General features: G+C 48.7%; 6 protein-coding genes. 2 read left to right on the forward strand and 4 right to left on the reverse strand.

Annotation, left to right across the window (positions count from 1 at the left end; translation table 11 throughout):
- Positions 1-34: 34 nt before the first annotated feature.
- The 4 genes from HFP08_RS14125 to HFP08_RS14140 all read right to left on the reverse strand — a co-directional run bounded on the left by HFP08_RS14125 (position 35) and on the right by HFP08_RS14140 (position 9,358).
- Positions 35-5,878 carry a chitobiase/beta-hexosaminidase C-terminal domain-containing protein gene (locus tag HFP08_RS14125; protein WP_168121236.1) on the reverse strand — a complete coding sequence of 1,948 codons (5,844 nt, stop codon included), beginning with the start codon at positions 5,876-5,878 and terminating at the stop codon, positions 35-37.
- A 92-nt stretch (positions 5,879-5,970) separates the two neighbouring features.
- The gene (locus tag HFP08_RS14130) at positions 5,971-7,470 is read right to left on the reverse strand and encodes an ABC transporter substrate-binding protein (RefSeq protein ID WP_168121237.1); all 1,500 of its coding nucleotides are present in this window, start codon (positions 7,468-7,470) and stop codon (positions 5,971-5,973) included.
- A 122-nt stretch (positions 7,471-7,592) separates the two neighbouring features.
- Positions 7,593-8,420 (reverse strand): carbohydrate ABC transporter permease, encoded by an 828-nt coding sequence (locus HFP08_RS14135; RefSeq protein WP_168121238.1) that lies wholly within the window; start codon positions 8,418-8,420, stop codon positions 7,593-7,595.
- Complete coding sequence (locus HFP08_RS14140) at positions 8,417-9,358, reverse strand: carbohydrate ABC transporter permease (protein WP_168121239.1); 942 nt, start codon at positions 9,356-9,358, stop codon at positions 8,417-8,419. Before HFP08_RS14140 ends, HFP08_RS14135 begins: the two co-directional genes overlap by 4 nt.
- A 241-nt stretch (positions 9,359-9,599) precedes the next feature.
- On the opposite strand from HFP08_RS14140, the gene HFP08_RS14145 reads away from it, so the two are divergent.
- A complete protein-coding gene (locus HFP08_RS14145; protein WP_168121240.1) occupies positions 9,600-11,306 on the forward strand; it encodes a sensor histidine kinase in 1,707 nt (568 codons plus the stop codon).
- A gap of 12 nt (positions 11,307-11,318) precedes the next feature.
- Positions 11,319-12,962, forward strand: a complete 1,644-nt coding sequence (locus HFP08_RS14150) for a response regulator transcription factor (protein ID WP_168121241.1) — start codon at positions 11,319-11,321, stop codon at positions 12,960-12,962.
- The last annotated feature ends 32 nt before the right edge of the window (positions 12,963-12,994 follow it).

Genomic DNA, 12,994 nt, shown 5'->3' on the forward strand with positions numbered 1-12,994 from the left:
CATTGTCAATCTTCAATAACGAAGCCGGAATGACTTATAATTTGCTATAAATCTGATAGAGGAGCAGAGCAGCTTCCGCTCTTGTTGCATACATGGAAGACGACACACGACCTCCATCCCCGCTCAAGTCAGTCATTCCGATCGCATTCCAGGCACGATCAGCCATCACGCTCATATCTTTCCAGGTTATTGGACTTTGCGGCTCAAATCGATTGCCTCCGGTTCCGGAGATAATTCCCAAGGCCCTTCCAATACCCAGCGCTTCATAATAATAGTCTCCTGCCTGCGTGTCATTAAAATTACGACTCCAGTCCTCCGATTTAAGCTGGAGCGTTCTAGCGAGAAGCACCATAAAGTCGGCGCGAGTCATATAAGACGCAGGAGAGAACGCACCGTTGCCGCTTCCATTAATGATTCCTCTGGAAGCCAAGACTTCAATATCATGCCTCACCCAATCAAATCCGGCTAAATCATTAAAGCTATTCCTTGAATATCCGATCGTGAAGCGACTGGATTGATGAAATGAAAATTCGGCTGCTTGAAGTTCTAACGCATAGTGACCGCCAGGGATCGGAATCCCATGGCCGGAGTCGTTCAATTCATACACAACGATAAATTCAGGGTCGACCTTCTCATCCTGTGTAAGAGTATAGGGTATCGCGATCCTGAGCCTTGTATCTAAAGCGCTCAAATCAACTTTCTCTCCATCGATACGCATTGTTAGTTCAATAATGGGGTGATTCCTGAACCTTTGTACGTCTTCTTCATCTGCGAAGGCTTTGTCTACTGGTATAGAAGCAATGCGAATTAACAATTGATCAGCCTGCAAAAGCTTGCCCCACTCTGAAAACGCGCGAGCTGGAATGACAATAGAAGCGAAGCTGGTTTTTAATTTCAATTCTGGAATCGGACCATCCATGCTCGCAAATAGTGACGCTGGAAGCTCAATTTCGTATCCTGTAGCGCTCTTATTCTCTGAAATAACAATGCTTATCGGTCCAGCGTTAGCCGCAGCTTGCTTCCATGCCTTTTGAACAATCGCCTTGTCGATATGGACTCCAGCAATTCCGGTCAGAGGATTGACCTGCGGCTCCTCCAGCCCATGAATAACTCCTGATTCTACGATTATGTCATTATTGTCCGAAGCGCTGGGACTTTCCGAATTGCCGGATTCCGAAGGCTCATTCAGGCCTCCCGTATCATTCTGTTCCCCTCCTCCCGCGGACTTCATGGTCTGAACAAGAAGACTCGGGCCATCCGTGCTGCATTGTCCTGCCGCATCGCAGGCTTGAAGCGTGAACTCATATATCGTATCGGCCTGCAGCCCGTTCGCTTCAAAGCTCAATGCATCTCCAGCCGTCTCTCCAACTAACACGCCATTGTTGTAGATCTTATACTTCGAAACGCCAAATAAGTCAGAAGCGGCATACCAGCTTAATTTGACACGTTTTGAGCTAATGTTCTCCGCAGAGGCGCTCAGCTTGCTTCCGCCAAGCCATATTGGAGGCTTAGTGTCCATCTCTTGAAGCAAGGGCTCCGTCTGCTGCAAATCGGCAATGGAATTACTCGCAGGCAAATGGACAGTTACTCCATGAATAGCAACAAACCTATTATCCTGTATACTCAAGGCCGATAGAACGCTGGATTCGGCATCAATGCCGTTCCACACGGAACCATTCACAATATTGTCTGCAAGAACAACGCTTCCTCCTGCCAAATTAGACAGTGTAATGGCCCCTTTGTAGTACGTGTGAGTGCCATTATTGCTGTTGACCATTCGATTGCCGCGCACCTCCTGGATATCAGAGGGAAACGGATTCTGCGCTTTGTACAGTAGAATACCCGGCAAATACGTATCTTCGATGGCATTGTCGGCAATAAGGACCTGCGTACCGCTGGTGCTGGCAATTCCGGCTCCCGAGAGCGTGCCCGAAATGCGATTGCCCCTGATTCGAATATATTGATTCTCCCTTTCAATGCTTCCGGCGAAAGTGACAAGCACTGCATGATCGCGGCTCTGCACGATATCATTCCCTTCAACAAACACCTGTCTGCTAGCTGCGATTTCAATGCCGGACATTCCGGCAAAATTAATATGATTATGATGAATATGCACCATGCGGGAGGAATCGATCAGCACCCCGGCACCGCCAGAACGATTAATCGTTACATTTCTCACCTCCACATTCTCGCTTCCCGATATATCCAGAAGCGCGCGATTATGTCGCAGTTGAGGTTGATTGGCAAGCTCCAGAGTCAAGCTGTCGAGGACAACGTTCTGTACATTCAATAATCGAAGCCCCTGATGATCGGCGCTTGAAAATTGCAGTACACTGTCGCTGCCCGCTCCTTCTATTCGAATGCCTTGCCTGCCTTCAATTAGCCAGTGGTGACCAATCCTGGTGAGCGAATCATCCTCCGTATTCGGAAGAGGCTCCAACAGATACGTGCCAGCCGGCACCTTCAACGTTCCTCCGCCCGATGGAATAGCGGCAACCGCTTCATTGAACGCTTCAAGATCGTTGCTTAGCCCATCGCCCGTCGCACCAAAATCCTTTACATTAACAATAATATTCTCCGGAACGGCTATCTCCGGCAATTCCTCCCACCCCGATTCATCTGCCTGCATCCTGACCGACTTGTAGACATCCGAATACAGCTCCGAGCCGTCTTGAGGCGTTTGCTCGAACCCGCCGGTTTCGCCTGTGACGACAGCTTGATCAGAGATCAGGGGCGGGCTGGACAGCAAATTATCGGACGAAAGCATATTCGTAGCCATCGCGCCCGCCGTGAATTCAATGCTCTCGTTTCCATTGCTGAGCACCTCGTTGCCGCTCAGCTCCAAGCCGTCTACACTGCTTTTATCCCCAAGGAGGATGCCCGATTTCCCATTGCCGATGATTTCATTATCTGCAATTCGCAATTGGTCAATCTCACTGGCTGTCGCAAAGCCGAAGGAAATCCCGTTGGAGGCCGATCCGAATATCCGATTTCCCGAAAGCTCCCCATTCGTGAGATTATTAATGAATGCAATTGCGCCGCCATGTTGAAAGCCCTCCAGACGATTATCCGGACGGTCGCTCAATTGCGCTCGTATGACCGTGTTGTTCTTAACAATCGCTTGACTTGTCGAAGCAGGCAACTGCCCCGCCCCTTCGGTTGCATTGAGGAATAGAATGCCCGTCAGCGCTGTTTGCTCGATCCAATTACCTTCAACCCGTTGATTGCTGCCTCCAACAATGAGACCCCGCCCCCATCGGCTTCCGATAATCGTGTTATGAAGAAATGACACATCATCGGAGCCAAGCGCAGTCGGCGTTGCTTCACTGAGATCGGCGCTTACATTGGCCAACGAATCGTCTCCTGCATTTTCAATATAATTATAGGCAGCGACCACGTGCTGAACGTTGGAGAAGTGGATCGCGTCGGCAGCCGTATTACGGACATCGCAATCGACAACCCATACATCGCTTGCGCCTTGCCAGATTGCCATGCCTACCCGCCCCTGATCGATTCTAACTCCGATAAACTGGAGATTGTGAATATCTTGAAAACCGGGAAAGGTCAAGACATATCCACTGTTATGCGGCGCTCTCATGTCAAAGGTCGGCGCGAATTGAAAGCTCAAGTCCCTGAATGTCAAATTGGACGCTTGTCGGAATCGCCAACCGTTGAAATGCTTCTCGGGGCTATACGACTCAATACCCGGCTGATCGAAAAGAATAATCGAATCTTCTCCTTCCCCGACAAAATGAATATTGACAAGTCCTTCTCCCTTGTAAAGAGGATCCCAGAAAGCATTATCCCCTTCCTCGGGCTCTGAAAAGCGATAAACGCCGGCAGGTATATATACGATTCCTCCTCCTACAGCTTCAAGCATCTGAACGGCGTGGTCGAATGCAGACGTAACCTCCGCAGTGCCGTCCCCTTCACCTCCAAGATCCGCGACGTTGACAACCCGCATGGAGCTGAAATCTCGCTGCGGCATAGTCTCCAGTCCGTCTCTGGCATAGAACTCGCTGGACAGGTTGGGGACGCTTACTGAGGATTCGTAGAGAGAGTAGCTGAACGAGGCTGCATTGCCGTCCTCAATTCCGGCTATTCTTGCAAAGGACTTTATGGTCATCTCTCCCTGAACCGGAATCGGGGAAATATAGCGTTCTGCTGTCATGGAGACAAGGGGATCGCTACCGTCCGTCGTATAATAAATCTCTGCTCCCTCTCCTGCAGTCAGCGTTACAGATGTTCCCGGGAACAATTGGCCCTCGGATGGCGTCGCCGCTACATTCGGAGCAGTCACCAGCACATGATACTGAAATACTGACGTATCGCTGCTGTCCATGCCGCTATTCTCCGCTAAAGCGCTTACCATCGTATCCTCATTCAGAGTGAGCGGACCTGTATACAACTCCCTGGAGGCTGAAGTCCCAGGGTCGCTGCCGTCCAAAGTATAATAAATGGAAGAAACGGGCGTTGCCGTTGTCAACGCGACCGTTGTGCCGGCCGCAACCGTCCCCGGTGACAGCGAAGTCGCAACTGCCTCCGTCTTCACATGATAATCAAAGCTGCTCGTACCGCTGTCCAGATATCCTGGCGCCGATGCGTAAGCCTGGATAACTGTATTCCTTTCAATAGCAATCCCCCCTCCGTCATATACCTCTCTGGAAGGCGATTGCTTCGGATCGCTGCCGTCATTCGTATAATAAACAGCTGCGGTCACTGTTCCGGAGCTTAAGCTCACCAACGTTCCGGCATCGATAATTCCGGCGGGCGGATTGGCGAATACGCCGTCGACCTGCTGAAGGTCGACGCCTTCATAGTCGAATGAAGCGACAAGGCTGACTTCGTAGCCATCCAGCGCTGCGCTGGCTCGAATTCCCATCGATCCATTAACCGTAATTGAACCCATGTACAGTTGTCTTGAAGAACTGTCTGCAGGATCGCTGCCGTCTGTCGTATAATAAATAGCCGCGTCTTGTATTGCCTCAGACAGCTTCACTTCCGTTCCGTTCGGCACTGTGCCGGGAGCGGGTTCCGCCGTGACCTGAGGCAGCGTGAAATATCTCGAACGCAAATAGGTCTCCACGCTCTGTCTGTCGGTATCGTTAAGCGCTTCCCGATACACGATGACTTCAGCAATATCGCTCCGCAGATAGGAGCCTTTTCCTTTCCCGAGCACATAATCAAGAAACCTCCGATAGGCTAATTGATTGGCATTCGTCACATCCTTATTCAGAACACCATTCAAATACGTTTGGGTCTCGGCCGCATCCCCTGAACCATTCCGTTTGCTGCTTATCGTAAGCAACTGGTACCCATCAGGATAACTGCCCGATGTCGTTATATCTGTATTCGCTGAACCGCCAGTCGTTTTCCCGTACATCTTCCATTTTCCCGCCGCGCCTCCGGCACCGTAGTAGAAGGAATGTACCGTATCCAGAGTTTCAGCGGTATTAACACTTGCGAAGAAGCCTTTCTGACCCGATGATCCATCGGCATGGGCGCTCACTACCATAAAGATGGTATAGTCTCCTTCGTATCCGCTTCCAAGATTTCTCGTCAAATATTGATCCGTTCCGTTAAATGACACAGCCGGATAACCGGTTGGCATAGTCGTCAACGTCGGCCCCACACCTGTCGTTGGCTGGGCCAAATCATTGCCTTGTCCGGATTGATCCGTCCAGGACGATATATTTGCGCCGTCCATCACCAATCCTGTATCCGCTTTCAACCATAGATTGAGCGAATCAAGCTCTGGGATAACCTTAGAATCCGCATAAGCGACGCTATCGTTCCTGATCAGATCCGGCAGCGTCATAACCGTTATCAGTATAAGAACCAGCAATACCCGCCCTGTGCAAAGCAACAATCGCTTCATTTCGCATACACCTCTGTTTTCATAATAAGCCCGAAGAAAAATTCCCGCATGCATAAGAAGCTTAAGCTGCCCGGCATGCGGGAATACATCGATTATTGAGCGATATAATCCTTCATCTGATCCCAATCCGACACCTTGTAATCATCCTTTGTTACCGCGCTTCCATTCTTTCGGTATTCTTCAATTTTATCGTCGAACAACTGATTCATCTTCTTGTCGTATTCCTCCGCAATTTCCTTGTAGTCCAAATTATTGATAATCGCATTCAAAACTAATTCCTCCATCCGCGGCTTGGGAGCTGCGGCAACAACATCCGATGTGATTTTTTTCATATCGGGATTTTTCGCCTCCGGATTCGGCCCAAGCTTCATAATTTGCTCGGACAAATCAAGCAAGGTCCTCTTCTCGGAGGACATCTCCACTCCTTCATAAGCTCCAGGCATAACGACCGCCGCACCCAAGGCCGCAAAGAAGTCATGCTCGAATTCCTCGCTTCCCAGGAAATTCATCAACGTCCACGCCGCATCGGGATTTTTCGTATTGGAAGACATAACGAAGTAAGCAGGATCTCCGACCTGAGTTTGATAGCCTTTACGTCCCGTATCGGGAATAGGGGGCTCCGTTATACCAATCTGAAGCTGATCATTCAGCTTATTAATTTCATCTGCCTCGTATGGCATACCGATGAACATAGCAACCTTGCCGGCTGAGAACATTTGATAAAGCTGTTTGGAATCCCATGTTTCCCAACCGGGAGGAAAAATTTTCTCCTGATTCATATCTCTCAAATAGTTCACCGTTGACACAATTGCCGGATCTGCCGTATTCCATTCCCCTTCGACAACACTCATATGTCCAGCGGTCATTTCCATTCCGCGAACGCCGGAGCCTGCCGCTCTTGCCAACGGATTAACGAAGGTTAACAGAAGCCCGTCGCCCTTGCCCGCGATAGAGGTGCCATATACTTGCCCCTTGCCCTCCTTTGTAATATGAGCGGACATCTCCTTGTACTCGCCAAGCGTCTGTGGAGGCTTATCATAGCCATATTGCTTCAGAACCTCTGAATTGTAATAGAGAACCCGCATGCCTCCCCACTTCTGCGTAGTCACGGGAATGCTGAAGACACTGCCGCCTACCGCCATCGTACCTGTTTTGGAGAAGGTGCCTTCAGGGAATCGGCTTACAAATTCATCAGTCAAATAAGAATCGATCGGCTGAATCAACTCGCGTGAATATGCATTCTCCAGGCCGACCTTCTGTATGCGGAACACATCCGGAGAGTCCCCGGAAGCAAACATTAATTGAATGGCGTTATTCATTTGATCTCCCGGGTTGAAGATCAGTTCAACCTTGACATTCGGATTCTGCTCCATAAATTTCTTCATTTCGTCCTGATAGAATGCCTCCTCGCCCGTTGTATCATTTGTAAGCACGAGCCTGACTGTCTTGACCGCTTGCTCCGGCGAAGCCGTTGTCTCGCTGTCTCCGGGTTCCCCTTCATTCGTTGATTTGCCGCAGCCCGCCAGGCTGAACGCAAGTACGCCGGCCAGGACCGGGTATAGCAGTTTCTTTGCAAAAGCGCTTCGTTTCATCTCTGTAATGCCTCCCCATAAGAATTGAACGTTCACTTCTTGATTGTTGCATAGCCCAGGCAGCAATAATATCCTACAATTCTAAGATCGCAGTGGATTATTATGCGATTATACGAACCGTATCATCCCTTTACAGCCCCTGATATTCCTTCAATAAAGTATCGTTGCAGGAACAGGAACACCATGATGACTGGAATGATGGATATGCAGGCCCCTGCCGCGAGCCCCGTCCAATCGATCGTAAACTCCCCTCGGAAAGCGTACATTCCTACACCAAGCGTCCGCAGCGAAGGCTTGCCGAGTGTAAAGATGAGCGGAACAAAGAATGCATTCCAGAATGTAATGAAATTCATAATCGTCACTGTGCCGATAACAGGCTTTGACAATGGCAGCATAATGCGGAAGAACATCAAAGGAAAGCTTGCGCCGTCCATACGAGCGGATTCCTCCACCTCCCTGGGAATGGCAGCATAATAACTCATAAACAGCAGTATAGGTACGATCTTGGCAGGACCTACTTCAGCGAGAATAACACCCATAAGCGTATTGTTCAGACCCAGAGCTACAATTACTTTGAATACAGGGATAATCGTAAAGCCCTTCGGCAGAAACATCGAGGCGACAAGGGCGCCGATAATCCACTTCTTCCCTGGAATATTGCTCCTTCCAAGCGCATAGCCGGCCATAGAACATACGATAATGACGATTAACACTGCGCTCACCGTCACGATAACCGTATTCGCAAAATAATGCTCGAATTTGGCTGCTTCCCAGGCCCGTTTATAATTATCAAATGTCGCAGACCGCGGGATCATAGACAAACCGCCAAGCAGCATCTCGCTCTGAGATTTGAAGGATGAGGAAATCATCCAGAGAAAGGGATAGCACCAGATGAGCGAAAACGGAATGAAGAGCAAATAAAACACGGACTGAGCTATCGTTTTTTTCATACGCTTGCCCCTCCATTCAATGACTCCTTCTTGACTTGTCTGCCGGCCCTCACCCTTCTCAGCGCCCAAGCTTGAACAAGTGTAAGAACAAGGACCGCCAAGCCGAATACAATGCCGGCTGCAGAAGCAAAGCCGTACCTCGGCGTTCCCTGCGGATTAAAGGCATAGCGAAAAATATAGGTGGAATTCACGTCCGTCGCAAAATTGGGCCCTCCTTCCGTCATCGTCTGAACCAGATCAAACGGATTAAGACTGCCAATAAACGTAAGCAACGCAATAATCGTTCCAATCGGCACTAGAAGCGGAATTGTAATTTTGAGAAAGATTTTCGAACTCCCCGCACCGTCGATCTTCGCTGCTTCATATACCTCCACAGGAATGGTCTGCAGGCCGGCAAGCCAATAAATCATCGTAGTGCCGCAAGCCTTCCAGATCGTCATGGCAATAATGACAGATAGAGCCGCGCCTTGCGATCCAAGAAAATTAATCGGCTCCTGAACAATGCCCGTCTTCAACAGCAGTTCATTGATTGGTCCGCCTACCGGATTCAGGAGCACGGTAAAGACGACTCCAACAACGGCAGTTGTCGTGACTACCGGAATGAAAATTAACAAGCGAAACACATTTCTGCCTCTAAACGCAACATTATTGAGCAAAACGGCGAGAAGCAACGCCAGGGGCAGCTCAATGACAAGATCGCTGACCGCGATAATGAACGTATTCCAGAAAGAGTTCCAGAAATACGGGTCAAAAATAGCCTCTCGGTAGTTGGAAAGGCCAACAAAATGGTCTAAGGGACCAAAGCCATCCCATTCAAAGAAAGAATAAATCCAGCTTCCTACAATTGGCCATACTGTAAATGTGCCGAATAACACCAGCATCGGCATAAGAAATACAAACGGCCATACATGCCTTCGCATACCGCGCAAACTGTCCATGTCGATTTTCGATTCTCCTTTTGTCTTGCTATCGATATTCTTGATTGTAGCAAGGATAATAGCGCTGAAACAGACCATGATTCTATGAACAAGGTGGAGAAATCTACGACAAGCGAGAGGTGGATGATTCTACGATCATTCGTATTATTCACCGGATTTCCAGCATTTTATTGACACATATCCAAGCCATTATTACAATATGGGCATAACTCGGCCCAAGGCGCTGAAAGGTGACTAACCAATGAAAGGGCTCCTGAAACGAATTCGCTACAAGCTGTTTTTCTTTAATTTTATTGTCGTTTTGTCTGCGGTATTTTCTCTTGGCTACGCCGCCTATACGTATACGATTCACTTGCTAATCAACGAGCAGTATGAGCGAATGTCTTATATCGCAGAACGGACGGAATCGCAATTCTCTCAATTCGTATCGGGCATGCAATCCACCATGTCGGATTTGGCGGCTGCGATAGCCGAACGTTCTCCGCAAGACGAATCCTTCTCGTCGATTTCTGAGTACTACAATCTCTCGATGTATCCGTTCTCTCGTCAGTTTTACTACATCGAGCGCCTGTCGGAAGAAACCGCTCAAAGCCCGCAGGCTCCAATTCTGCAAAAGCTGCTGGACGAATCCGAACAAAATCAAGGTGCCTTCAAGCTGATCGGGCCTTATTATTCTCCATCGGACGGATTGACGATGACCTTCACGATCGGTGTGCGGCGCGGACTCGAATCGGATGGCGTGCTGGCTGCGGATGTGGATATGGCGAAGCTGAACCAATACTTCTCCAATATGAATACGGATAAACGAATTTCCATGTTGCTCTTGGACAATGGTGAAAACCCGATATTCAGCGATGTGAAATTAACCCAGCCCGAATACAACGCTCTGCTCCCGGATTTGAAAAATTGGATTCATGCGTCGAAGCTCGGACAAACTGTACTGAAACTGAGTCATTCTCCTCAGAGCTTCCTTATTACCGCCAGACCTTCAGCCTCTAGGCAATGGACTCTGGTCTATTTCACACATGAGAACGAACTGCTGAGCAAGATTCATTCGCTTCAAGACTACACAATCATAGCCGCCTTGTTTTTCTCCTTGGTCGTTATGCTGCTCTCCTTCTATCTGGCTCGCTATTATGAGCGCCCCATTATCGGTCTTTCCAGACAAATCGCGGCTATTCGCTCCGGCAATCTGAAGAAGAGAATCAAGTTAAATCGGGCGGACGAATTTGAGCTTCTGGCTAATTCGTTCAATCAGATGCTGGATCGAATCGAATATCTAATTCAAGAGAAGACAGATGCCGAGGTCTTGAAGAAGCAATTTGAAATTAAAGCGCTGCAAGCGCAAATAAATCCGCATTTTCTATACAATACGTTGAACTCCATCAATTCCTTGATTGATCTGAATCGAACGGAGCAAATTCCGAAGGTGATCCATGCTCTAGTTCAATTGTTCCAATATACAATGGAAAGCGAGTCGGAGTGGGTCACGCTTAAGGAGGAGTTAACGGGCCTTACATCCTACATTGATCTGCAACAGATTCGCTATCGCCATAAATTCGACGTCAACTACGACTTTCCAGAGGAATTATTAAGCCAGAGCGTCCTGAAAATGACCCTTCAGCCCATAGTTGAAAACGCTATATTCCATGGTATCAAGAAGAGAGGAAGGATAACGGTCGGCGGCGACGTTCGTGGAGCCGATATCGTTCTTTACGTAGAGGATAACGGCGTCGGAATCGGTGCAGACCAGTTGGAGACATTGCTCGACAAAACTTACCAGACAGGGAAGCGGACTCTGAAGGGCTACAATTCCATAGGGCTAAGAAACATTCATGAGCGGCTGCAGCTCCATTTCGGCCCCCGATACGGCCTGCGTATACAGAGCGAATCCGGAAGGGGAACGCGCATCGATATTGTCTATCCGAATCACCCCAAACTGGAATAGGAGGAATTCGAATTGGAGGAATTCATTCGCTTGCTCATCGTCGACGATGAGGATTTACTTAGAGAACGAATACGGTATGGATTTTCTCTTCAAGAATATGGCTACCATATTGTGGCGGAAGCCAATGACGGGGAGGAAGCCATCGATATCCTTAATCGTGTCAACGTCGATGTCGTCATTACGGATATTGTCATGCCACGAATGGATGGTCTGGAGCTGACACAATATTTGAAGGAGCAGCAGCCGTGGGTTAAAGTCATAATTTTATCCAACTATGCTGAATTTGAATTCGCTCGGAAAGCCGTTTCCTTCGGGGCGTTGGGCTATACCTTGAAGGTATCCTCCGGATTTCAGGAGCTGCTGGCATTACTCCATCAGGCCAGGCAGGAAATCGAGGAAGATCATGAGAAATTAAGGAAAGTGATTGAGGAACGACATCGATTCAATCAGCATATGCCCTTGCTTCGCAAACAATTTATGATGGATTTGACTCGCTTGATGTACAGCGAATGGAGTGGAGTTGAACGACAATTCACCTATTTAAACATGCCTCCTCCAGCTCCCTTCCTGGCCGTCGGATTGGTTCAAATCGACGAATACGCCACCGTCAGCCGCAGCTATCATCGGAAGGATATGGCCCTTCTTCAATACGCCCTTATGCAGATGCTTGAAGAGGTCTGCGGGCAGCTCTGCTATTGCTCGACAATGCCGTGGAACGAGGAACAGACACTCTTATTGTTGCATTGGCAATCCGAAGCCGAGGCCGTTCATTACGATATGGCCGTTGATCGCTTGTTCACCTCGATTCGGGAAAGCGTGCGTCAGTTTCTTCCCTTCACTGTTTCTGTCAGCTTTAGCGGAATCAAGACGGCATATGAGGGATGGAACAGCGGACAAGCGCTGGGCTCTGCGCTGCAAGATGCTATTGCAGAGAGTAAGACAGCCATACAGGATAGATTTTATAAAGGCGCTGGACACAAATTTGTATATAGCAAACAGTCGGTTCTCAATCAGCAGTTTGATCCTTCCTTCCGCCAAGAACTGCATCAACAGCTTCTTGCTCTGTATCATGAAACAGATGAGTTATTTTTGCAGAACGCTATTGAATCCCGAATTGTTGTACCTCTACTCCGCGAACGCTGCGATCCTGGTCAAGTCAAAGAGTGGCTCAAGGAGTTGGCGCAAAATCCAATCGATAATGATCCCACCGGCAGGAAGCAACTGCTGAGTCAGTGGATGCAAATTGATACCTGCTTCCATATCCATGCATTTCTGACCTCGCTTATACAGTGGGACCAGCATGCAAGAATCGCTCAAAATCAGGATGGATCGTATCGCAAGGATATTCAATCAGTTCTCGATTTGATTGCCCGCAATTATCGGGAGCCTCTGACTGTATCAGAGGTTTGCGAGCATATCGGGATCAGCCCGAATTACTTCAGTCATCTGTTCAAGAAGGAGACCGGCATGAATTTCACGGATTATGTGACTCATTTCCGCATCCTTCAAGCCAAAAGGCTGCTAAAGGACACAAAGCTGAAGGTTCAGGATATTTCCGGGAGAGTAGGCATCCCTGATTATAAATATTTCTCCCGTCTATTCCGCAGAACAACAGGGCAGACACCTTCAGCGTATCGGGAAAGCGATACATCGTAGGGCTGGGCAAGCAGCCGCTATGCGGGAATGGA

It is taken from the genome of Paenibacillus sp. HB172176 (assembly GCF_011947265.1).
Taxonomy (GTDB): domain Bacteria; phylum Bacillota; class Bacilli; order Paenibacillales; family Paenibacillaceae; genus Pristimantibacillus.

Coding starts and splice junctions, on each gene's coding strand:
- HFP08_RS14130 (WP_168121237.1), bottom strand. CDS start 7,470: ATGAAACGAAGCGCTTTTGCAAAGAAACTGCTATACCCGGTCCTGGCC.
- HFP08_RS14135 (WP_168121238.1), bottom strand. CDS start 8,420: ATGAAAAAAACGATAGCTCAGTCCGTGTTTTATTTGCTCTTCATTCCG.
- HFP08_RS14145 (WP_168121240.1), top strand. CDS start 9,600: ATGAAAGGGCTCCTGAAACGAATTCGCTACAAGCTGTTTTTCTTTAAT.
- HFP08_RS14140 (WP_168121239.1), bottom strand. CDS start 9,358: ATGGACAGTTTGCGCGGTATGCGAAGGCATGTATGGCCGTTTGTATTT.
- HFP08_RS14125 (WP_168121236.1), bottom strand. CDS start 5,878: ATGAAGCGATTGTTGCTTTGCACAGGGCGGGTATTGCTGGTTCTTATA.